This is a genomic window from Symbiobacterium ostreiconchae (genome assembly GCF_055396975.1).
In genome coordinates, this window is record NZ_AP042454.1 from 988,252 (window position 1) to 1,011,327 (window position 23,076).

The 23,076-nt window shown below is 69.1% G+C and carries 18 protein-coding genes, 1 tRNA gene and 1 pseudogene; all 20 read left to right on the top strand.

What is annotated here, in order from left to right; translation table 11 throughout:
* Nucleotides 1-69: 69 nt before the first annotated feature.
* The 20 genes and pseudogenes from gyrB (at nucleotide 70) to ACZ5UM_RS05035 (ending at nucleotide 23,065) form a co-directional block, all read left to right on the top strand.
* A complete protein-coding gene (gene gyrB, locus ACZ5UM_RS04940) occupies nucleotides 70-1,995 on the top strand; it encodes a DNA topoisomerase (ATP-hydrolyzing) subunit B (RefSeq protein WP_464848282.1) in 1,926 nt (641 codons plus the stop codon).
* Between the two features lie 33 nt (nucleotides 1,996-2,028).
* Nucleotides 2,029-4,470, top strand: coding sequence for a DNA gyrase subunit A (gyrA, locus tag ACZ5UM_RS04945; RefSeq protein WP_464847240.1), 2,442 nt, complete (start codon nucleotides 2,029-2,031; stop codon nucleotides 4,468-4,470).
* Nucleotides 4,471-4,949: 479 nt separating this feature from the next.
* Nucleotides 4,950-6,113 (top strand): pyridoxal-phosphate-dependent aminotransferase family protein, encoded by a 1,164-nt coding sequence (locus ACZ5UM_RS04950; RefSeq protein WP_464847241.1) that lies wholly within the window; start codon nucleotides 4,950-4,952, stop codon nucleotides 6,111-6,113.
* Nucleotides 6,110-7,762, top strand: coding sequence for a phosphoglycerate dehydrogenase (serA, locus tag ACZ5UM_RS04955; protein WP_464847242.1), 1,653 nt, complete (start codon nucleotides 6,110-6,112; stop codon nucleotides 7,760-7,762). The genes ACZ5UM_RS04950 and serA overlap by 4 nt, the downstream gene beginning before the upstream one ends.
* Before the next feature lie 138 nt (nucleotides 7,763-7,900).
* Complete coding sequence (gene serS, locus ACZ5UM_RS04960; RefSeq protein WP_464847243.1) at nucleotides 7,901-9,166, top strand: serine--tRNA ligase; 1,266 nt, start codon at nucleotides 7,901-7,903, stop codon at nucleotides 9,164-9,166.
* A gap of 172 nt (nucleotides 9,167-9,338) precedes the next feature.
* A tRNA-Ser gene (locus ACZ5UM_RS04965) sits at nucleotides 9,339-9,429 on the top strand.
* A gap of 73 nt (nucleotides 9,430-9,502) precedes the next feature.
* Complete coding sequence (gene tadA, locus ACZ5UM_RS04970) at nucleotides 9,503-9,970, top strand: tRNA adenosine(34) deaminase TadA (protein WP_464847244.1); 468 nt, start codon at nucleotides 9,503-9,505, stop codon at nucleotides 9,968-9,970.
* A 69-nt stretch (nucleotides 9,971-10,039) separates the two neighbouring features.
* Nucleotides 10,040-11,848 (top strand): peptide ABC transporter substrate-binding protein, encoded by a 1,809-nt coding sequence (locus ACZ5UM_RS04975; RefSeq protein ID WP_464847245.1) that lies wholly within the window; start codon nucleotides 10,040-10,042, stop codon nucleotides 11,846-11,848.
* Between the two features lie 72 nt (nucleotides 11,849-11,920).
* Entirely contained in the window at nucleotides 11,921-13,738 is a 1,818-nt protein-coding gene (gene dnaX / locus ACZ5UM_RS04980) for a DNA polymerase III subunit gamma/tau (RefSeq protein ID WP_464847246.1), read from the top strand.
* Between the two features lie 20 nt (nucleotides 13,739-13,758).
* On the top strand, nucleotides 13,759-14,067 hold the full coding sequence (locus ACZ5UM_RS04985) for a YbaB/EbfC family nucleoid-associated protein (RefSeq protein ID WP_464847247.1): 309 nt from the start codon (nucleotides 13,759-13,761) through the stop codon (nucleotides 14,065-14,067).
* Between the two features lie 6 nt (nucleotides 14,068-14,073).
* The gene (recR, locus tag ACZ5UM_RS04990) at nucleotides 14,074-14,670 is read left to right on the top strand and encodes a recombination mediator RecR (RefSeq protein ID WP_464847248.1); all 597 of its coding nucleotides are present in this window, start codon (nucleotides 14,074-14,076) and stop codon (nucleotides 14,668-14,670) included.
* Between the two features lie 326 nt (nucleotides 14,671-14,996).
* Nucleotides 14,997-16,445, top strand: coding sequence for a glutamate--tRNA ligase (gene gltX / locus ACZ5UM_RS04995; RefSeq protein WP_464847249.1), 1,449 nt, complete (start codon nucleotides 14,997-14,999; stop codon nucleotides 16,443-16,445).
* A gap of 327 nt (nucleotides 16,446-16,772) precedes the next feature.
* A complete protein-coding gene (locus ACZ5UM_RS05000; RefSeq protein ID WP_464848284.1) occupies nucleotides 16,773-17,393 on the top strand; it encodes a group II intron maturase-specific domain-containing protein in 621 nt (206 codons plus the stop codon).
* Nucleotides 17,332-17,936 (top strand): annotated as a pseudogene (locus ACZ5UM_RS05005) (PdxA family dehydrogenase). Before ACZ5UM_RS05000 ends, ACZ5UM_RS05005 begins: the two are co-directional and overlap by 62 nt.
* Before the next feature lie 14 nt (nucleotides 17,937-17,950).
* Nucleotides 17,951-18,538, top strand: a complete 588-nt coding sequence (locus tag ACZ5UM_RS05010; RefSeq protein WP_464847250.1) for an iron-containing alcohol dehydrogenase family protein — start codon at nucleotides 17,951-17,953, stop codon at nucleotides 18,536-18,538.
* A gap of 123 nt (nucleotides 18,539-18,661) precedes the next feature.
* Complete coding sequence (locus ACZ5UM_RS05015; protein ID WP_464847251.1) at nucleotides 18,662-18,835, top strand: hypothetical protein; 174 nt, start codon at nucleotides 18,662-18,664, stop codon at nucleotides 18,833-18,835.
* The gene (locus tag ACZ5UM_RS05020) at nucleotides 18,835-19,317 is read left to right on the top strand and encodes a tripartite tricarboxylate transporter substrate binding protein (protein WP_464847252.1); all 483 of its coding nucleotides are present in this window, start codon (nucleotides 18,835-18,837) and stop codon (nucleotides 19,315-19,317) included. Before ACZ5UM_RS05015 ends, ACZ5UM_RS05020 begins: the two co-directional genes overlap by 1 nt.
* 206 nt (nucleotides 19,318-19,523) lie before the next feature.
* Entirely contained in the window at nucleotides 19,524-20,054 is a 531-nt protein-coding gene (locus tag ACZ5UM_RS05025; protein ID WP_464847253.1) for an N-acetyltransferase family protein, read from the top strand.
* Nucleotides 20,055-20,321: 267 nt separating this feature from the next.
* Nucleotides 20,322-21,803: a TIGR02677 family protein gene (locus tag ACZ5UM_RS05030; protein WP_273380297.1), complete on the top strand. Its 1,482-nt coding sequence runs from the start codon at nucleotides 20,322-20,324 to the stop codon at nucleotides 21,801-21,803.
* The gene (locus ACZ5UM_RS05035) at nucleotides 21,803-23,065 is read left to right on the top strand and encodes a TIGR02678 family protein (RefSeq protein ID WP_464847254.1); all 1,263 of its coding nucleotides are present in this window, start codon (nucleotides 21,803-21,805) and stop codon (nucleotides 23,063-23,065) included. Before ACZ5UM_RS05030 ends, ACZ5UM_RS05035 begins: the two co-directional genes overlap by 1 nt.
* Nucleotides 23,066-23,076 lie beyond the last annotated feature (11 nt).

Below are 23,076 nucleotides of genomic sequence, written 5' to 3' on the forward strand. Positions count from 1 at the left end.
TCTGTTATGGAAAGCGCTGATGAGGGAGGAACCTCTGTGGCGGATGAAAGGAACGGTACCCAGCCCGCAATGCACCACCTGAACACCCACGGGACGGAGCAGTACACCGGGGAGCAGATTCAGGTGCTGGAGGGCCTGGAAGCGGTGCGGCGCCGTCCGGGCATGTACATCGGCGGCACCTCGCAGCGGGGCCTGCACCACCTGATCTGGGAGATCATCGATAACGCGGTCGACGAGCGGCTGGCGGGGTTCTGTGACAAGATCGTCGTCACCCTGCACAGCGACGGTTCCGTGTCGGTGCAGGACAACGGCCGCGGCATCCCCGTGGACATACACCCCACGACGGGCATCTCCACCGTGGAGACCGTCTACACCATGCTGCACGCCGGCGGCAAGTTCGGCACCGGCGCCTACAAGGTGTCCGGCGGCCTGCACGGCGTGGGCGCGGCTGTGGTCAACGCGCTCTCGAAGAAGCTGTACATCCAGGTGAAGCAGAACGGCGGCGTGTATGAGGTGGAGTTCCAGCGCGGCGGCAAGGCGCTCTACCCGCTGCGCCGCGTCGGCGACACCAAGGAGCACGGCACCTTCGTGCGCTTCTGGCCGGACCCGGAGATCTTCGAAACGGTCGAGTTCGACCCGGAAGCCATCGTCACGCGCCTCAGGGACACCGCCTTCCTCAACCAGGGACTCTTCATTCAGTTCATCGACGAAAAGGCCAACGCGGAATACCGGTTCAAGTACAACGAAGGCCTTCAGACCTTCGTGCAGTACCTGAACCGGTCCCGGGAGCCGCTGCACGCCAAGCCGATCTATATCTTCAAGGCCTCTGACACCCAGGAGATGGAGCTGGCGATCCAGTACACTGACGCCTACAGCGAGAACATCCTCAGCTTCGCCAACAACATCCGCACGGTGGAGGGCGGCACCCACGAGACGGGGCTGAAGACCGCCCTGACGCGCGTGATCAACAACTACGCCCGGAAGCAGAAGCTGCTGAAGGACAATGAGGACAACCTGTCGGGCGAGGACATCCGCGAGGGCATGACGGCCATCCTCTCGGTGAAGATGCAGGATCCCCAGTTCGAGGGCCAGACCAAGACCAAGCTGGGCTCCTCCGAGATGGAGGCTTTCGTCGCCGCGGCGGTGAGCGAGGGGCTCGCGGAGTTCCTGGAGGAGAACCCTTCGGTCGCCAAGCGCATCGTGGAGAAGGCGATCAGCGCGGCGCGCGCCCGCGAGGCCGCCCGCAAGGCCCGGGACCTGGTGCGCCGCAAGAGCGCCCTGGAGATCACCGCGCTGCCCGGCAAGCTGACCGACTGCTCCTCGCGCGATCCTTCCGAATCGGAGCTCTTCCTGGTGGAGGGCGACTCCGCAGGGGGTTCCGCCAAGATGGGCCGCGACCGGCGCATCCAGGCGGTCCTGCCGCTCAGGGGCAAGATCCTCAACGTCGAAAAGGCCCGGCTGGACAAGATCCTGGCCAACGAGGAGATCCGCACGCTCATCACCGCAGTGGGCGCCGGCATCGGCGACGACTTCGACCTCTCCAAGTGCCGGTACCATAAGGTCATCATCATGACCGACGCGGACGTGGACGGCAGCCACATCCGCACCCTGCTGCTCACGTTCTTCTTCCGCTTCATGCGGCCGCTGATCGAGGCCGGGTACCTGTACATCGCCAACCCGCCGCTTTACATGATCCGCAAGGGCAAGCAGGTCTACTACGCGTACTCCGAGCAGGAGAAGGACCAGCTCATCGCCCGCATCGGGGGCACCACGGACAAGCCCCAGCGGTACAAGGGTCTCGGCGAGATGAACCCGGAGCAGCTGTGGGAGACCACCATGGACCCCTCGAAGCGGATCCTGTACAGGGTGACGATGGAGGACGCCGCCGAGGCCAACACCCTGTTTGAAACCCTCATGGGAGAGAAGGTTGAGCCCCGCCGGGAGTTCATCCAGCGGAACGCCCACCTCGTCCAGAACCTCGACACCATCGGTTAGGCGCTGGAACTCCCCGTTTAGGAGGACAAGCTTGTGGCCGGAGACTTCGCACAGCGGATTCTGACCAAAGAGATCAGGCACGAGATGGAGACGTCGTACCTCACGTACTCCATGTCGGTGATCGTCGGCCGCGCCCTGCCCGACGTGCGCGACGGTCTGAAGCCGGTGCAGCGGCGAATCCTGTACGCCATGTACGAAAGCGGCAACACCGCGGACAAGCCGTACCGCAAGTCGGCCAAGACCGTCGGCGACGTGCTCAGCAAGTACCATCCCCACGGCGACTCGGCCGTGTACGATACGATGGTGCGGATGGCGCAGGACTTCGTGCTGCGCTACCCGCTGGTGGACGGCCAGGGCAACTTCGGCTCCATCGACGGCGACCCGCCCGCGGCAATGCGCTACACCGAGGCGCGCCTGTCGAAGCTGGCCCACGAGATGCTGTCCGACATCGAGAAGAACACCGTCGACTTCGAGGACAACTACGACAACAGCGAGAAGGAGCCGACGGTGCTGCCGTCTCGCTTCCCGAACCTTCTGGTCAACGGGTCGACGGGCATCGCGGTCGGCATGGCCACCAACATCCCGCCGCACAACCTGGGCGAGGTCATCGACGGCATCATCCGGCTCATCGACCAGCCCGACGTCAGCATCGATGAGCTGAACACCATCATCAAGGGGCCGGACTTCCCCACCGGGGCGCTGATTCTCGGCCGGGACGGCATCCGCAAGGCGTACCACACCGGGAAGGGCTCCATCACCCTGCGGGCCCGGGCGCAGATTGAGACGCTGCAGAACGGCCGGAACCGCATCGTGGTGACGGAGCTGCCCTACGGGGTCAACAAGGCCCGGCTCATCGAGCGCATCGCCGAGCTGCACCGGGACCGGAAGATCGAAGGCATCACGGACCTGCGGGACGAGTCCGATCGCACCGGCCTGCGCATCGCGATCGAACTGCGGCGGGATGCCAACCCGCACGTGATCCTGAACCAGCTGTACAAGTTCACGGCCCTGCAGCAGAGCTTCGGCATCATCATGCTGGCCCTGGTGGAGAACCGGCCGCGGCTGCTGAACCTGAAGCAGATGCTGCACTACTACGTGCAGCACCAGCTCGAGGTCATCGTGCGGCGCACCCAGTTCGACCTCGACAAGGCCCTGGCCCGGGCCCACATCCTGGAGGGCCTGCTGAAGGCGCTGGACATCATCGACGAGGTGATCAGCACCATCCGCTCCTCGCCCACCACGGACGAGGCGCGCAGCCGCCTGATGGCCAACTTCGGCTTCACCGAGGTGCAGGCGCAGCACATCCTCGACATGCAGCTCCGCCGCCTGACCGCCCTGGAGCGGGAGAAGCTCCAGGAGGAGTACGACGAGCTGCAGGACCGCATCGCCTACTACCGCGCGGTGCTGGGGTCCGAGAAGATGCAGTACGACATCATCAAGCAGGAGCTCACCGAGATCAAGAAGAAGTACGCCGACCCGCGCCGCACCCGCATCACCGCCGACGACGGCGACATCGACATCGAGGACCTGATCGCCGACGAGGACGTGGTGGTCACCATCTCGCACACCGGCTACATCAAGCGGGTGCCGGTGAACACCTACCGCCAGCAGCGGCGGGGCGGGCGCGGCGTGCAGGGTGCGGGCACCAAGGAAGAGGACTTCATCGAACACATCTTCACCACGACCACGCACCACTACATGATGTTCTTCACCGACCAGGGCCGCGTCTACCGCATCAAGTGCCACGAGATCCCCGAGGCCTCGCGGCAGGCCCGCGGCACGGCTATCGTCAACCTCATCCCGCTCCTGCCGGGCGAGAAGGTCAACACCGTCATCCCCGTCAAGGAGGGGGACCAGGAGGTCGGGTACATCTTCTTCGCCACCCGCAGCGGCTGGGTGAAGAAGACCTCCGTCGAGGAGTTCCAGAACGTCCGCTCCACCGGCATCATCGCCATCAAGCTGGAGGAGGGGGACACGCTGGTGGGCGCCCGCCTCACCCGGGGCAACGACGAGATCATCCTGGTCTCCAGCGCCGGCAACGCGCTGCGCTTCCACGAGGACGACGTGCGCCCGATGGGCCGCGATACCCGGGGCGTGAAGGGCATCGCCCTCGGCCCGGACGAGCACGTGGTCGGCATGGACACCGTGCTGCCAGGCGCCGACCTGCTGGTGGTGAGCGAGACCGGCGTCGGCAAGCGGACGCCGCTCACCGAGTACCCCACGTACCGGCGCGGCGCCAAGGGCGTCATCACCATCCAGCTGGTGCCCGGGCGGCACGGCCGGCTGGTGGGCGTCAAGGTGGTCACCGAGGGCAATGACCTCATGCTCGTCTCCGAGCAGGGCGTCCTGATCCGCATCCCCGTCGAGGAGGTGCGCAGGAGCGGGCGCAACACCCAGGGTGTGCAGCTCATGAACCTGGACACCAACGACCGGGTCTCGGCCGTTGCCCAGGTGGTCACCCGGGACGAAGATTAGCCCGGGACCGGCTCCTCCGAAAGTAGGATCTTTTTCAGAGACGGTTGCATCTTGTGAAATCAGGTGCTATACTCCACCCCAAACCAGCCCCATGACGGGGGAATCAGGTTCCGGTGCGGTCTGCAGAGAGCCGGCGGTCGGTGCAAGCCGGTGGCCGTGGGATCCGTTCCGCCCCCCGAGGGTCCGGGGATGACCCGGTCGGGTTCGGCCCGTTAGCGCCGAGACGAGGGGGTTGCCGGCAGCGCCGGCGCCAAGTCCGGGTGGCACCGCGGGAGTTCTGCTCCCGTCCCTGACACACAGGGGCGGGAGTCTTCTGTTTCCGGTGTCCGGGCCCTGGCGCGGCCGAGCGGCAGCCAAGCAGGGTGGCACCGCGGGGAGTACGGCCCCGTCCCTGGCAGAACCGGCAGCGCGTCTCGCGGCCGGTCTGCCGGGGGCGGGGCCTTTGGATTTCTGAGATGCCAAAGGGGAGGCAGTTGATCATGCTGACGGAGAAGTCCCTGCTGATGATTCCCGGTCCCACGCCGATTCCGCCGCAGGTGGCGGCGGCCATGACCCAGCCGATGATCAACCACCGGGGCGAGGCCTTCAGCGCCCTCTTCGAAGAGGTGTCGACGAAGCTGAAGAAGGTCTTCCGCACCGAGCAGCCGGTCTACATCTTCCCCGGCGCGGGCTCCGGCGGCTGGGAGGCCGCCCTGGTCAACACGCTGAACCCGGGGGATGCCGTGCTGAGCGTCTCCATCGGCGATTTCGGCGAGCGCTGGTACAAGGTGGCCACCCAGCTGGGCTTTGCGGTGGAGCGGCTCCGCTTTGAGCCCGGTGAGGCCGCGGACCCGGCGCGCATCGCCGAGAAGCTGGCCGGGGACCGGGAGAAGCGGATCAAAGCGGTGCTGATTCAGCACAACGAGACCTCCACGGGCGTGACCAACGACGTCCATGCGATCGCCCGGGCCGTGCGGGAGCACGGGGCGCTCCTCATGGTCGACTCGGTCTCCGGCCTCGGCGCCCTGCCGCTGGAGATGGACGAATGGGGCCTCGACGTGGTGCTGACCGGCGCACAGAAGGCGCTCATGTGTCCGCCCGGCCTCTCGATCGTCGCCTTCTCCGAGCGGGCCCGGGCGGCGGCGGAGAAGAGCGCCATGCCCAAGTTCTACTGGGACCTGAAGGCCGCCCACAACAGCCTGCTGAAGTTGCAGACCCCGTATACCCCGGCGATCTCCCTGCTGTACGCCCTGCAGGCGGCGCTGGCGCTCCTGGAGGCCGAGACCCTGGAGGGCGCCTGGGCCCGCCACCGGCTGATGGGCGCGATGTGCCGGGCCGGCGTGAAGGCGATGGGCCTCACGCTTCTGGCCCGGGACGAGGCCACGGCCTCCAACTCGGTCACGGCCGTGGTCTCCCCCGTGGATCCCAAGCGGCTGCGCAAGGTGGCCCGGGAGCAGTTCGGCGTGCAGCTGGCCGGCGGGCAGGGGGACCTGGCGGACAAGATCTTCCGGATCGGCCACCTGGGCTACGTGGTGCCCGGCGACGTGCTGCAGGCCCTGGCGGCTACCGAGATGGCCCTGGCCGCGTGCGGCTGCGACGTCCAGATCGGCCGGGCCGTCGCGGCGGCGCAGGAGGTCTGGATGAGGGGAGGCGATATCCGATGAAGATCCTGGTGACGGAAGCGATTTCGGAGACGGGCATCCGCCTCCTGCAGGCCGAGCACGAGGTGGATGTCCGGAAGGTGACGCCGGAGGAGCTGCTGGAGATCATCCCGGCGTACGACGCCCTCATCACCCGGTCGGAGACGAAGGTGACCGCAGAGGTGCTGGCGCGGGGCACCCGGCTGAAGGTCGTCGGCCGGGCCGGCGTCGGGGTGGACAACATCGACGTCAACGCGGCCACCGAGCGTGGCGTCGTGGTGGTCAACGTGCCCGGCGCCAACACGTATTCCACGGCGGAGCACGCCTTCGGCCTCCTCATCGCCGTGGCCCGCAACATCCCCCAGGCGCACCACGCCCTTGCCCGGGAGGGCCGGTGGGACCGGAAGACCTACGTCGGCACCGAGCTGCACGGCAAGACGCTGGGCATCATCGGCCTGGGCCGCATCGGATCCGAGGTGGCCGTGCGGGCGAAGGCCTTCGGCATGCGGGTGCTGGCTTACGACCCCTACGTGCCGTCCAGCCGGGCCGAGCACCTGGGCGTGACCATGGTCCCGACTATCCGGGAGCTGCTGCCCGAGGTGGACTTCCTCACCATCCACGCGGCCAAGACCCCGGAGTCGGCGCGCCTCATCGGCGCGGCCGAACTGGCGCTCATGAAGCCCACCGCGCGCATCGTCAACTGCGCCCGCGGCGGGATGGTGGACGAGGAGGCGCTGTACACCGCCCTGAAGGAGGGCCGGCTGGCCGGCGCCGCCCTGGACGTCTTCGCCGCGGAGCCCTGCACCGACAGCCCGCTGTTCTCGCTGCCCAACGTCGTGGTCACCCCGCACCTCTCCGCCTCGACCGCCGAGGCGCAGGACGCCAACGGCCGGTATATCGCCCAGTACGTGCTGCGCGTGCTCCGGGGCGAGCTGGTGCCCGAGGCGGTCAACCTGCCGCAGGTGCCGCGAGACGCGGCGCAGATCGTCACCGACCACCTGCCGCTGGCCGAGACGCTGGGCTCCTTCCTGGCGCAGGCCTTCCCCGGGCAGGCCGAGGCGGTCACCGTCACCTACAGCGGCGAGCTGGCCAAGCACCCCACGGCGCTGCTCACCAACACGGTGCTGAAGGGCTTCCTGGCCACCCAGCTCGGGGACCACGTCAACTACATCAACTCGCCCGCCCTGGCCCGCCGGCGGGGGCTGCGGGTCCACGAGGCCAGGTCGCTCGCCCACGCCCCGCTGGGGGAGAACGGAGGCGGCGACCGGCTGGCCGCCGCGGCCGGAACCCTGTCGCCCTCCGCGAGCCTCATCACGGTCCGGTCCGAGGGGCCCCAGGGCGTCCATGAGGTGACGGGCATGCTCCGCCGGGACGGCGGCATGCGCTTCGTCGCCGTCGACGGCCTGCACATCGACATGGCGCCCACCCGGCACATGCTGGTCAGCCTGCACCGGGACCAACCGGGCATGGTCGGCCGGTTCGGCATGGCCCTGGCCGCCCGCGACATCAACATCGCCGGGCTGCACCTGGGGCGTCACCAGCCGCGGGGCGAGGCCCTGATGCTGCTGCAGATCGATGAACCCGCGCCCCCCGACCTGGTGGCGGAACTGCGGGAGGCGATGGCGGTGGCCACCGTCCAGGCGGTCACCCTTCCGCTGGGCCGCCAGGCCTGAGACGGCCGCCGGGAGGGATTGCCCCCTGCCGCGCCGAACCCTGACTCCTGGCCCAGCGGGACTGGATAAACTTTCCGGCGGCTGGAGAGGCTAGGCGGAGACGCCTTCCCCGGACTCTGGATGAGGAGGGTATCACCCATGTTGGATTTGAGGTTCGTTCGCACCCATCCCGACGTGGTTCGTCAGGCGCTGATCAACAAGGGTGTTTCCGTTGACCTCGACCGCATCCTGGCCCTGGATGTGGAGCGGCGCCAGATCCTGACCGAGGTCGAGCAGCTGAAAGCACGCCGCAACCAGGTGTCGAAGCAGGTCGGCGCGATGAAGAAGCAGGGGCAGGACGCCAGTGCCATCATTGCGGAGATGGGGCAGATCGCCGACCGCATCAAGGAGCTGGACGACCGGGAGCGGCAGGTGGAGGCGGAGCTGCAGGAGCTGCTCTACCAGCTGCCCAATATCCCCGCGCCCGACGTGCCGGTGGGCGAGGACGAAAGCGGCAACGTGGAGGTCAAGCGCTGGGGCGAGCCCCGCACGTTCGGCTTCCCGGTCCGGGCCCACTGGGATCTGGGCGTCGCCATGGACGGCCTGGACTTCGAGCGGGCCGCTAAGGTGACCGGCAGCCGCTTCGCCTTCATCAAGGGCGGCGTGGCCCGGCTGCACCGGGCGCTGGTCAGCTTCTTTATCGACTACCTGACTGAGCGGGGCTACCGCGAGGTGCTGCCGCCCGTCATCATCAACACCGCCAGCTACTACGGCAGCGGCCAGTTCCCCAAGTTCCGCGAGGACGTCTTCAGCCTGGCCGGCACCGACTACCACCTGTCCTCCACCGCCGAGGTGCCGCTGGTCAACATGCACCGGGACGAGATCCTGGACGAGGCCCTGCTGCCCTTGAAGTACGTGGGCTACAGCGGCTGCTTCCGCAGCGAGGCCGGCGCGGCCGGGCGCGACACCCGCGGGCTCATCCGGCAGCACTACTTCGAGAAAGTCGAGATGGTGCAGTTCACCCGGCCGGAGGAGAGCGACCAGGCGCTGATGGAGATCGTGGAAAACGCCGAGGGCATGCTGGAGAAACTGAACCTGCCGTACCGGCGCGTGCTGATGTGCACCGGCGACATGGGCTTCGGCCAGTACAAAAAGTTTGACATCGAGGTCTGGATGCCCAGCTACGAGCGGTATGTGGAGATCTCGTCCTGCTCCAACATGAGCGATTTCCAGGCGCGGCGGGCGAACATCCGGTACCGGCCGGGCGGCGGCAAGCCGGAGTTCGTGCACACCCTGAACGGCTCGGGCCTCGCCGTCGGCCGCACCCTGGCCGCGGTGCTGGAGAACTACCAGAACGAAGACGGCTCGGTCACCGTGCCGGAAGTGCTGCGGCCGTACACCCGCTGCGACCGGATCGAGCGATAGCCGAGAGAGCGGCCGGGCATGCTGCGCGTACGGCCTGCAGCGGCGGCGCAGCGAGGCGGCAGCGAGCGAACAAGCGGCCCCGTGCGCACGCCCGCGCGGGGCCGCTGCCGTCATCTGGCACGCGCTTGCAAGGCCGCCGCCCGTTGTGTAAACTATTATCCTGACATCATCCGGAGAGGTGGCCGAGTGGTTTAAGGCTCTCGTCTTGAAAACGAGCGTGGCCTAAACAGCCACCGTGGGTTCGAATCCCACCCTCTCCGCCAGAATTACGGCGAGCCAGAGCAGGCCACCGCACCGTGGCCTGCTCTTTCGCCGCACGGGAGGAGGGCGGACGCCATGCGTGACGAAGACTTCATGCGCGCGGCGCTGGCCGAGGCCGAGAAGGCGGCCCGGCTGGGCGAGGTGCCCATCGGCGCCGTGGTTGTGCGCGACGGCGAGATCCTCGTCCGCGCCCACAACCTGCGCGAGACCACGCATGACGCCACGGCCCACGCGGAGGTCCTGGCCATCCGCGAAGCCGGCCGCCGTCTGGGCGGCTGGCGGCTCGCCGGCTGTACCCTCTACGTCACCATCGAGCCCTGCCCCATGTGCGCCGGCGCGCTCCTGCAGAGCCGGATCGACCGGGTGGTGTTCGGCGCCCGCGACCCCAAGGCCTGGGCCGACCGTTCGATTCTGGAGATCCTGCAGAATCCGGGCCTGAACCACCGGGTGGAGGTCCGCGACGGCGTGCTGGCAGAGGAATGCAGCGCGGTGATCCGGCAGTTCTTCCGCGAGCGGCGGCGTCCCTCCCCTGAAAATGGATAGAAAAGGAAGCAGGACTAGTTTATGGAAACGGCGAATCTCCCCTCAATCGCGCGATTGGGGGGAGGTTCTATGTTTCGACGGCACCGGTCCCGGCGGCGCCCGCTCAGCCGGACGGCCGGGGGCCGGCCGGTGCGCCTGCGCCCGGGTCAGGTCCTCCCGCTGCTGGCCGCTGCCCTGCTGCTCGCCGGCTGCGTGGCGGCAGCTCAGCCCGAACCCGGCCCTGCCCCGTCGCCCCCAGCCGCGCCGGATCCCCCGGCCGAGGTGCGGCTGCATCTCCCGGTGGACCCGGCGACGCTGGATCCTGCGCAGACGGCCGAGGCCGCCCTCCTCGACGTGGTCGGCAACCTCATGGAGGGGCTGGTCGCGCCCGATGGCGCGCCCGACGCGGCCGGGGGCGCCGCGGAGCGGTGGGAGTCGGCGGACGGGCGCCAGTTCACCTTCTACCTGCGGCCGGAGGCCCGGTGGAGCGACGGAAAGCCCGTGACGGCCGGCGACTTCGTCCGGGGCTGGCTGCACCTTCTGGACCCGGAGGCGGGGGCGGTCAACGCCCACTTGCTGTACGAGGTCGCCGGCGCCGAGGCGTACGCCGGCCTGGATCCTGCCGCGCCGGACTTCCGCGAGCAGGCCGCGGCGCTGCGGGAGGCGGTGCAGGTGAAGGCGCTGGACGACCGCCGCCTGCAGGTGACCTTGCGGGCGCCCAACCCCGCGTGGCCGCTCTACACGGCCCACCCGGCCCTCGCACCCCGCCGCGCTGACCTGCCCTTCGGGGCGGTCACCAACGGGCCGTTCGTCCTGGTGCATGCGGGTCCGGCTCTTGCGGGGCCTGCGGATGGCAGGCCCGCGCCGACGGGGGCTGCCGGTTCCGCCCCCGTCACGCTGCGGCTGGAGCCCAACCCGCACTACTGGAACCGGCAGGCCGTCCGGCTGGACGCCGTCGTCTACCACGTGGAGCCGGACCCGCAGGAGGCCCTGCGCCTGTTTCATCTCGGGCACCTGCACCTGGTGCTCCTGCCGGCCGACCTGGCGGCGGAGACGCCCGGCGCGCAGGCGATGGCCCAGCCGGCCACGATGGGCCTCGTGTTCAACACCGGCCAGCCGCGCCTGGCCGACAGCGACCTGCGGCGGGCGATCGCCCTCGCGCTGGATGTGGAGCGGGTGACCGCGGAGGCGGTGGGGGAGGCCGGTCTGCCCGCCCGCACCCTGGTGCCGCCGTCGCTGGCCGGCGGCTGGCCGCCCGGGGCGGGGGCCCCGCCCCCGGGCACGCTGGTGGACGGGCTCTGGTCGGAGGGCTCGCTGGTGGGCGAACTGCTCTCCGGCGCGAGGGCGGGGGACGCCCTCCAGGAGGCCCGCCGGCTCTGGGCGGATGCCCGGGCGCGGCTGGGGCTCGACCAGATCACCCTCAGCCTGCTGCACGCCGAGGAGGCCGCGCCCCTGGCCCGGGCCGTCAAGCGGTCGCTGGAGGCGCGGCTGGACGGGCTGGCGGTCGAACTGCACACCGTGCCGTTTGCCCTGCGGCTGGAGCGGGTGCGCCTGGGCCAGTTCGACCTGGTGCTGCAGGGCTGGGTGGCGGAACACGACGATCCGCTGGTGCTGCTGGCCCCGTGGACCACGGCCCATCCGGGAAACGCCGCGCGCTGGGTCGGCGGGGAGTACGATGCCTTGCTCGCCGCGGCAGGTGCGGCCGCGGGACCGGCGCGGGAAGCGGCGCTGGAGGAGGCGGAGCGGCTGCTGCTGGCGGAGGCGCCGGTGGTGCCGGTCTACCACCCGGTGCGCCACTGGGCGGTGCGCCCGGAGCTGCAGGGGCTGGCGTTCCGTCCCCTGGGTGCGCGCTTTGACCTCAGGCACGCCTGGCTGGACCCGGCCGCCCCGGGAAGGTAGGCGGCGAAAGGGAATCGGGGGCGCCGGGTAGAATTGGGTAAGGCCAGTCCGATTCCGGCGGGAGCGATCACCTTGGCTCATCTTGCACTGTACCGGGAGTACCGGCCGCAGCGTTTCAGCGACGTCGTCGGGCAGGAGCATATCACGCGCACCCTGCGCAACGCCCTCGTGCAGGGCCGGCTGCACCATGCCTACCTGCTCTCCGGGCCGCGCGGCACGGGCAAGACCACCGTCGCCCGCATCCTGGCCAAGGCGGTCAACTGCCTGAATCCCCAGGACGGCGAGCCCTGCAACGAGTGCGAGGCCTGCCGGCGCATCACCTCGGGTGAGGCGCTGGACCTGATCGAGATCGACGCCGCCTCCAACCGGGGCATCGACGAGATCCGCGATCTGCGGGACAAGGTCAACTTCGCCCCGGTGGAGCTGAAGTACAAGGTCTACATCATCGACGAGGTGCACATGCTGACCGAGCCGGCCTTCAATGCGCTGCTGAAGACGCTGGAGGAGCCGCCGGCGCATGTGCTCTTCGTGCTGGCGACCACCGAAAAGCAGAAGCTGCCCATCACCATCCTCTCCCGCTGCCAGTCCTTCGACTACCGCCGGCTCTCCGTCGACGAGATCGTCGGACGGCTGCGGCAGGTCTGCGAAGCCAAGGGGCTGAAGGCCAGCCCCGAAGCCCTGGCGGCCATCGCCCGGCAGGCCGACGGCGGCATGCGGGACGCCCTCTCGCTGCTGGACCAGGTGATGGCCTATGCCGCCGAGGGCGAGATCACCCTCGACATGACCCTGGCCGTGCTGGGGTCGGCCCCGCTGGACCAGTTCCTGGCCCTGGACGGCCACCTGCTGCAGGGCGACGTCGGCGCTGCGCTCCTCTGGCTCGACGAGATGGTGCGTGCGGGCAAGGACCTGCGCCAGCTGGTTCGGGACTACCTCGCACACCTGCGGGACCTGCTCCTGGTGAAGCTGGAAGCAGGCGCAGCCGTCCTCGGCCTGCCGCCGGAGGCCCTGGAGCAGATGCGGGCCCGGGCAGAGCCGTTTGCGGAGCGGCAGCTCATCCGCGCCATCCGGCTGCTGGGGCAGGCGGAGACGGAGCTGCGCCTGTCGCCGTCGCCGCGGCTGCTGGTGGAGGTGGCGTTCATCCGGCTGACCGGGCTGTTCACGGGTTCGGTCGACGAGGAGGCCGAGGACGCCGGCGCCCGGGCGGCGGCGCCCGCCGGGCGGCGGCGGCAGGGTCCTGCATCGCCTGGCCAGGCGTCGCCGCAGGCCGCCCCGCCGACCGCCCGGAGCGGATCCGTGCCGCCGGCCGCGGCCGGCTCAGGCGGGCCGGCACCGTCCGGCGCAGCCGTGCCGGCGGTGCCCGGCGCAGGGCCGCCGCGGGGTGAACCGTCGGCCGGCTCCGGCCCGCAGGCGGCCGAGCCGTCCGGCCGGGGACCGACGCCGGACTCTGGCCCGGCGCCCGTCGGAGCGGGGGTGGACCGGGTGGTGGAGGCCTGGGACCAGGTGCTGGAGCTGATCCGCAAGAAGCGGCCGAGCACCCACAGCCTCATCTCCACCACGGCGCGCATCGGCGGCCTGCGCGGCCAGCGGCTCTACCTGGTCGCCAACTCCCAGGTCTTCGCCCAACTGCTCCGGCGGCCCGAGGACAAGCGGATCATCGAGAAGGCCCTGGAGAAGGCGGGGCTGGGCAGCTTGCAGGTGGAGATCCTGTCGCCGGAGGAGGCGCAGACCAGGCTGGCGGACCTCGCCCCGCCGGCATCCGGCGCCGACGCGCAGCCCGCCCGGGAGGCGGAGCCGGAAGCGGCCGCCGGGGATGACTCCCCGCTCATGGAACGGCTGCGCAGCATCTTTCCCCCAGACTTGATACACGAAGAGAATGAGGAGGGCTCCTGATGTTTCCGGGTGGCGGTAACATGCAGCAGATCATGCGCCAGGTCCAGAAGATGCAGAAGAACGTGGCCAAGGCGCAGGAAGAGATCGCGAAGATGACGGTGGAGGGCACCGCGGGCGGCGGCAGCGTGCGGGTGACCGTGACGGGCGACCGGCGGGTGACGGAGGTGAAGCTGGCGCCCGAGGTCGTGGACCCCGACGACATCGAGATGCTCCAGGATCTGATCGTGGCGGCGATCAGCGATGGGATGAAGAAGGCCGAGGAACTGGCCGAGGCCGAGATGAAGAAGGTCCTGCCGGGCGGCCTGCCCAGCTTCCCGGGCCTGTTCTAGCGCACCATGTACTACGCTGAGCCCATCGCACGCCTGATCGAGGAGCTGACGAAGCTGCCGGGCATCGGCCCGAAGACCGCTCAGCGGCTGGCCTTTCACCTCCTGCACATGGAGCCCGGCGTGGTCGAGGGCATCGCCCGCACCTTGGTGGAGGCCCGCGCCAAGGTGAAGTACTGCTCGGTCTGCTGCAATCTGACCGATCAGGACCCCTGCCAGATCTGCGCCGACGAGCGCCGCGACCGGACCACCATCTGCGTCGTGCAGGAGCCCCGGGACGTGGTGGCCATGGAGAAGACCCGGGAGTACCACGGCCTGTACCACGTGCTCCACGGGGCCCTGAACCCGATGGAGGGCATCGGCATCGACGACATCCGGGTGAAGGAGCTGGTCGCCCGCCTGGGCGACGGGCAGGTGCAGGAGGTCATCCTCTGCACCAACCCCAACACCGAGGGGGAGACCACGGCGATGTACATCGCCCGGTACATCAAGCCGCTGGGGGTGAAGGTCACGCGCATCGCGCGCGGGCTGCCCATGGGCGGCGACCTGGAGTACGCAGATGAGGTCACGCTGGCCAAGGCGCTGGAAGGGCGGCGGGAAATCTAGCCAACCTTGATTTCGGCGGCACGGCGCGGTAGAATACTGCCGAGATATGGCACGGCCATGAAGGGGAAGAGTACGCGGGTACGTGGAGCCCAAGCGAGCCGGGGATGGTGGAAACCGGCGCCCACGTCCGCCGAAGAGGCCCCGGAGCTTTCGCGCTGAACGCTGCAGAGGTGCCGGAACCGGATGCAGTCCAGTAGGCGGAACGGCAACCCGCCGTTATCGGGAACCGAGTGAGGCTGAGGCCTAACTAGGGTGGTACCGCGGGCAGCGCCCCGTCCCTAAGCGGACGGGGCTTTTCATTATTGGGAGAGAGGGGACAGCACACCATGACCGTTCGTGTACGCATCGCACCGAGTCCCACCGGCCCCATTCACGTGGGCAACGTGCACACCGCGCTGTTCAACTGGCTGTTTGCGCGGAGGCACGGCGGGAAGTTCATCCTGCGGTTCGAGGACACCGACCTGGAGCGGTCGAAGCCCGAGTGGGAGCAGGTGATCTTCGAGGACCTTAGGTGGCTGGGCATCGACTGGGACGAGGGCCCCGACATCGGCGGTCCGTACGGACCCTACCGCCAGACGGAGCGGCTCGAGCTCTACCGGCAGTACGCCCAGCAGCTGCTGGAGAGCGGGCACGTCTACAAGTGCTACTGTACGAAGGAGGAGGAGGACGCCGACCGGCGGGAAGCGCAGGCCGCGGGCCGTCCCTACCAGTACAAGGGGCGCTGCCGTGACCTCACGCCCGAGCAGCAGGCGGCCTTTGAGGCGGAGGGGCGCAAGCCCGTGCTCCGCTTCCGGGTGCCCCGGGGCGAGGTGATCCGGTACAACGACCTGGTGCGTGGGCCCATTGAGTTCCCCACCGACTCCATCGGCGACTTCATCATCATGCGCGCCAACGGCATCCCGCTGTACAACTTCGCGGTGGTCGTGGACGACGTCACGATGAAGATCACCCACATCCTGCGGGGTGAGGGCCACATCCCCAACACGCCGGTGCAGATCCTCATCTACCGGGCGCTGGGCTTCCCGGTGCCTGAGATCGGCCACCTGGGCCATATGACCAACCCCGAGCGGGGCAAGCTGTCGAAGCGCAAGGGCGAGGCGGCCATCCGCGACTACCGGGAGCAGGGCTACCTGCCGGAGGCGATGCTCAACTTCATGAGCCTGCTGGGCTGGACGCCGCCTGGCGCCGAGGCGGGCCGGGAGTTCCTCTCGAAGGAGGAGCTGATCCGCGACTTCGACCTCAGCCGGGTCACGAAGGCCTCCTCGGTGTTTGACCGGAACAAGCTGAACTGGATGAACGGCGTCTACATCCGCAGGAAGAGCCTGGAGGAGTTTGCGGAGCTGGCGCTGCCGTTCGTCGTGCAGGCCGGCCTCTGCACCGAGGACCAGGCCCGGGCCCGCTGGGACTGGTTCAAGGAGGTCATGGCCCAGGTCCACGAGCGGGTGGAGACGCTGGCCGAGGTGCCCGAGCACGTGGACATCTTCCTCAAGGAAGAGATCGAGATGGACGCGAAGGCGGAGCAGAAGTTCCTCACCGACGCGGTGAAGCCGTTCTTCCAGCGGGTAGCCGAGGGGCTGCGCACGGTGGAGTGGAACGTGGAGGCCATCGAGCGGCTGGTCCGCGGCATCCAGGAGGAAATGGGGCTCAAGCCGAAGGAGAGCTTCCAGCCGATCCGGGTCGCCATCACCGGCCGCACCGCGAGCCCGGGCCTCTTCGAGACGATTTACCTGATCGGCCGGGAGCGGGTGCTCCGGCGCATGGCGCCGTACTGCTAGGATGCCGGCGGGCGGAGGGCAGCCTCCGCCCGCCGCTTTGTGCGCCCGGCATGGGCGCTGACTTGGCGGTGAGAGTCCGCTGCGGGCGAGGCAGCACGAGCCCGCTAGCCAAAGGCAAGGGTGTCCGTCGCGAGGCGGAATCTGGAGGAAGCCGGAGGCAAAGCCACGACCCGAGGAACACGAACCTCATACGAGGCTGTGCCGCCTGGGTGAGCTGGCGAACCACAGCAAAACCCGAGGCTGCCAAAGGGCGGTGCAGTAGATGGGGCGGGTGCGGGGCGAAGGCGCCGCGGGCACCACTTCGTCCGGTACGCCGATGACTGCAACATCTACGTCCGCAGCAAACGGGCGGGAGAACGGGTCTACAGGAACGTGCGCCACTTCCTGCAGGAGCGGTTACGGCTGAAGGTCAACGAGGAGAAGAGCGCAGTAGACCGGCCGTGGAAGCGGCAGTTCCTCGGGTTTAGCTTCTACAAGCACCGGGGAGTGCGCATCCGGCTGGCACCGAAGAGCCTGAAGCGCGTGAAGGACAAGCTTCGCACGCTGACGGACCGCAACCGCAGCCAGAGCATGGAGGACCGAATCCGACGCCTGAACGCTTACTTGCGGGGCTGGGTTGGGTACTACGCGCTCTCCGATGCCAGGTCAGCCTTTGAAAGACTCGAAGGATGGCTGAAGCGTCGGCTGCGAGCATGCGTATGGAAGCAGTGGAAGCGTGTACGCACGCGCTTTCGGGAGTTGCGCGCCCTCGGTTTACCCGAATGGGCAGTCTACCAACTCGCCAACAGCCGCAAAGGCCCGTGGCGAATGGCAGGTGGCCCACTAAACAGCGCCCTGGGCAACGTCTACTGGCGTGCCCAGGGGCTGATAAGCCTGACCGAATGCTATGAAGCGACTCGTCAATCCTGGCGAACCGCCGGATGCGGACCCGCATGTCCGGTGGTGTGAGAGGACGGGGGTTAGCCGCCCCCTCCTACTCGATTTCGTCACGGTGCACGTCTCGCTGCGGCAGGCGATCGACCTGGTCACCGCCGACCGGGTCAGGCGGGTAATCGGCGTCGCGCACCGCACTCTGCGGCGCATGGGCTTTCAGCACCCGCGCATCGCCGTGGCCGGCTTGAACCCGCACGCCGGCGAGAACGGACTGTTCGGGGACGAGGAGATCCGGGAGATCGTTCCGGGCATCCAGGCCGCCCGGGAGGAGGGGTACGAGGCCACGGGCAGTGGCCGCCTGACACGGTCTTCGCCCGGGCGATGGCCGGCGAGTTCGACGCCGTCATCGCCATGTACCATGACCAGGGGCACATCCCCATCAAGCTCGCCGGGGTCGCCGAAGGCGTGAATGTGACCGCCGGCCTGCCGATCATCCGCACCTCCGTCGACCACGGCACCGCCTTCGACATCGCGGGCAAGGGCATTGCCGACGAGGGCAGCATGATCGCGGCCATCGAGCTCGCCGGACGCCTGTCGGGCGTCGGGCAGCAGATGTGAGGAGGGCCATTCCGATGATCGGTGTGATGTATCCCTTCCGGACGCCGCCGGTGATCTGGGCCGCACCGGGGGCGGCCGCTCAGCTTCCCGACGAGGCCCGCCGGCTCGGTGCCACCCGGGCCCTGTTGGTCAGCGACCGCGGTCTCCTGGCGACCGGCACCCCGGAGCGGCTCCAGCGGATGCTGGAGGGCGCCGGCGTGCGGTGCGCCGTCTACGCCGACGTGATGGCCGAGCCCAGCGCGGAGTCGCTGGACCCGGTCGTGGAGCAGGTGAAGGCCCACCAGGCCGACCTTGTGGTGGCCGTGGGCGGCGGCAGCGCGATCGACGTGGCCAAGGCCACAGCCGTCCTGGCCGCCAACGGCGGCACGGCCTACGACTACTTCGGCGTCGACCGGGTGCCCCGGCCGGGGCTGCCCGTGATCGCCATGCCCACCACGGCCGGCACCGGCGCCGAGGCCACGCCCAACGCCATCTTCACCAACACCCGGACGCAGGTGAAGGAGGGGATCGTCTCCCCGTACATGATGCCCGCGGTTGCCATCGTGGACCCCGAGCTGACCCTGACAGCGCCGCCATCTTCTTCACCCGGCCGATATCTGTGACGTTGCTGGGGATTTTCGCCGCCCTGGTGATTGGCCAGTTGGCCAAGGGGCTCCGCTCCCACAGACGGACCGCACAGGCCTGATAGACAACTCGGAATTCGGATGAGGAGGAGGATCCTTGGTATGAGGCATTTCCACAAGGTGTTGGGTGTCGTTCTCGTCGCCGGCATCGTCTTCATGGCTGGCTGTGGCAGTTCGGGCACGAGCACCGACGCCACGTCCCCGGCCAGCCCGGAACAGAGCGCCACACACGGGACCCCCGCCGAGCAGACCGCCAGCCAGCAGACCTCCACCTGATGGACATTACCGTGCGCGCCGTGGCCAAGGCGGCCGGGGTCGAGATCACCGGCGTGCCGTTCGCCGGCGGCGGTCCGGCTACCACCGCCATGGTCGGCAACCAGGTCGATTTCGGTCCCGGCCACCCGTCTGAGTTGATGCCGCATGTGAAGGGCGGCCGGTTGCGGATCCTGGCCGTCGCCAGCCCCGAACGGGAGTCCATGCTGGCTGACGTGCCGACCCTGAAGGAGCTGGGCATCGACTACGTCAACGCCGGCTCGCTGAAGGGCATCGCCGCCCCAGCCGGGCTGCCCGAGGAGATCCTGGCCTACTACGAGGACCTGTTCGCGAAGATTACCTCTGATCCGGAGTTCCAGCAAGCCATGGCCGACGTCTACCAGCCGGTGAACTACAAGAATCCCGAGGAGTTCGGGGCCATGATCAGGGAATACTACGAGATGTACAGCCGTTTGATCAAGGAGCTGGACATCCACGTCGAGTGAGGGCTGAACCCGACTCCGTTTCGCGCGCTGGCGCTCGCGCCCGGGTCCACGCGGGGGCCCGGGCGCGTTCGCATGCGTTGGATTCCGTCCAATCGGGGGTGCGATAGAGCCGGAAGTGTCATTATATGCCCGAGGCCTGCCGGGATAGACTATAAGTGAAAACAGTAACAATAGTCGCAGTCGTATTCGGAAGGTGGGGGCTGCTTATGCCAGCCGTTCTGCAGCACAAGTCGACGATCACTGTATCCCGGACGGGGCGTCTGGTCACGATCCGGCCATGCACGCCTGAGGATGCGCCCCGCGTCGCCGCCCTGTACGATCGCCTGTCGCCTCGGGCGCTCCGCCTGCGCTACTGCTCAGCCGTGCGGATCTCCGGCGAGGCCGAGGCGGCACGTCTCTGCAACAGCGACCCTGCGGACCGGGCGGTTCTGCTCGCCCTGAGCGAGGGCGAGGTCATCGGCATCGGCGAGCTGGGCCGCATGGACGAGGACTGCGCCGAAATCGCCCTCCTGGTGCGCGACGACTGCCAGGGCGAGGGCATCGGCACGGCCCTGGGCCACGAGCTGGTCGAGGTCGCCCGCGAGCTGGGGTACACCCGCCTGCAGGCGTACATGCTGGCCGAGAACCGGGCGATGCGCCGGATCATCGCCAAGCTGCCCTTCACCCGGAACTGGGAGGGCAGTTGGGGCGAACTGTGCGTCACCGTGGAGCTCGAGAGCCCCGCGACCGTCGGCTGAAGAGCCCCGCAGCCCGGCGGTCACGCGGTGAAGGGACCCACGACAAGCCCATACCGCAGGAGCGGCCCGGGAGGCAGGGTGGCCTGCCCCCCGGGCCGTGGCGCGCCGGATCGGTCGCGTGCGGGGCCTGAGGTGACCCACTGCTGATGCGCACGCCCCGCCCGGCCATCGTGCGGATCGTCTCGGTCACGGCACCTGCCAGCAGGATCCGGAGGACGCGACGGGGAAACTCGATCGATAACACCAGAACCATGAAGAGGTGACCTCATGCCGCCTCGCGCCGTCACCGCCGAGATGCCCGAGGCCAACTACCTCATCGGCCATCCCGACGGCAAGTACTACCGGCTGCTGATGCGCTGTTTCTACGAGCGGAGCCTCAGCCACATCACCTACGTGCGCACCGACGACCTGGTCGCCTTCGTACAGCAGTACCTTCCTTACGATGATGCGACTTGCCGCCAGCACCTGGACCAGATGGAGAAGTGGGGGCTGGTCACCCTCATCCCCGAACAGAGCAAGCCGGCCAACCTGATGGAGCTGCGGCAGAAGCCGCGCGTCTACCAGGCCAGCCGGATCGCCCTGCGGCTGGAGGCCCTGCGGGCGGAGCTGGAGCAGGAGGAGGGTGCGGCCTCCCTGGATCCCGCTGCGCTGGATCTGCTGGTGCAGCGGGTGCGGGAGCTCGCGGACTTCATCGAGCAGGATGGCCTCCACCGCGATGGTGCGGCGCCTGAGGCGCACCGGCTCTGGGCAGGCGTCTACGAGTCGTTCGGCGCCTTCTCCCGGCGAATTCGGGAGTACCTGGAGGACCTGCCCCGCCACCGGCCCAGGGAGGTGCTCGACTACGAGGCGTTCCGCGCCTACCGGGACCTCCTCATCCCGTACCTGCAGGACTATGCCAGGCGCCTGTTCGACCGGCGGGAGCAGCTGCGGATGCGGCTCCGCGTGCTGGCGAGGAGCAAGGAACTGCTGGCGACCACGGCGGCAGTGGTCGAGGCGCAGCAGGTGCGGGCCGACGGTTCCCGCCCCGACTTCGACCGGCAGAAGGAGCGGTTCCTGCGGGAGATCGACGCCCTGATCGGCTATTTCGGCGACCAGGGCGACGTGGACGTGCTGCTGGAGCGGGCCCAGGCGTGGGTGTCGGAGATCACCCGGCACGCGCGCCGTCTGTCCGAACAGCATCTGGGCGGCTCTGTACGGGAGCAGACGCTCCTGGACCTCGCCCGGCGCTTCAGCGAATGCACATCGCTGGAGCAGGCCGAGAGCCTGGCCCAGGTGGTCTTCGCCGCCACCCTTCCCCTGCACTGGCGGGGCGAGGCGCCGCCGCCGGCGGACGAGGACCCGTGGGAGGCCGAGCCGGTGACCGTGCCGCTTTACGCCGTGCGGCGCGGGCAGCGCCCGCGCCAGCAGCCCGAGGCGACTGCGGACCGCACCAGCGAGGCCCTGCAGAAGATGCTGTCCGCCAAGGCCGAGCGGGACCGGGCCGCCCAGGAGCTGGCCGAGCTCTTCGGCGACGAAAGCGAGCTGGACCTGGGCGACCTGACCGTCCGCGAGCCTCGCCAGCGGCAGCTGCTGCTCCGCCTGCTCTACAAGGCCCTGTCCCAGCAGGGGCCGGTCGGCGTGGGCTACCGGAACTGGAGCGTGACCGCCGAGGTGAAGGCCGACGCCCCGCTGGGCCGGCTGTCCGCCGCCGACGGCACGGCCACCCTTCCGCACGTCATCCTGCGGCTGCACAAAGGGGGTCCGCGCTGATGGCCACCACCGGCGCCGCCGAACAGCGGCAGCTTGCCCTGCAGGACCTGATGGACCGCTACCTGATCAGCCAGGCCGACGAGCCCGAGGCCTACCGGCGGGTCGCGCTGCACGAGGGCTACCTGAAGGCCTGGTTCCACGAGCGTCCCCGGTGGCGGATCCTGTCCGGACGGGGGGTGTACCGGCTCGAGCGGATGCCCTCCCAGGTGCTCTTCCACCGGGGCCTGCCCCGGCTCCGTTCCCCGCTGTCCTATGCCTGCCTCTGCTGGGTCCTCTGGTTTGCCGAGACCCTGGTGACCACCGCACGCGACTGGTTCGTGATCTCGGAACTGGCCCAGCGGATCGCCACCGTGTCTGAAGGCCGCTTCACCCTCGCTGAGCGGTCGCACCGGGAAGCCCTGGTGCAGGCGCTTCAGTTTCTCATCGACCTGGGCGGCCTGCTCCTGCGGGATGGCGATGCCGACCGCTGGGTGGCCGGCCAGGACTACCTGGGCGAACCCCCGGAAGTGATGTACGAGTTCACCGAGATGGCTCCCCGCCTCCTGGCCAACTTCAGCTACGAGAGCCTGGCCGTGGCAGTCACGGCTGACCACGGGCGGCGAACCGCCCCGCCCACCGGGGAGGAGGCGCCCCCGCTGACCCGGGCCTGGCGTGCCCTGCTCCTGGGGCCCGTCTTCTGGAAAGCCGACGATCCGGAGGCCTTTGCCGCGCTCGAGGCGAACTACGAGGCCGTCTACCGGGACCTGGAAGCCTCCCTGGGCTGGCAGGTGGAGCTCACTTCGAGCTTCGCCCGCATCTGGCGCACCACCACCGCCCGCCACGCCGGCGCGGTGCTGCTCGACCTCTACCCGGACCCCGGCGAGGAGGCGGAGGAGCGGCACACCCGCTACCTCTTCCATCCCATCCTCTTGCTCCTGGGCCGCTGCCAGGAAGGCGTGGCGGCAGGTCGCTGGTCGGCAGACGCCGACGGGGCGGTGGCCATCTCCGCCGGCGAACTGCAGGATCTGCTCACCGAGCTGCGGAGCCAGCACCGGCCGTCCTGGGGCGCGGCATTGGGCGCCCTGTCCATCGCGGAGCTGGTGACGGTGGTGCTCTCCGAGATGCGGCGGATGGGGCTGCTCCGGGGCCCCGACCGCTTCGGCCGCTGCTGGCTGCTGCCGGCGGCCGCCGGAATCCGGGGGCGGTATGTGACCCGGGAGACAGGCGCCCGCAGGGCGCCGGAACCGGAGCAGCCTCAGGCCCAGCAGATCAGGCTGTTCTGAGCACAGGAGGT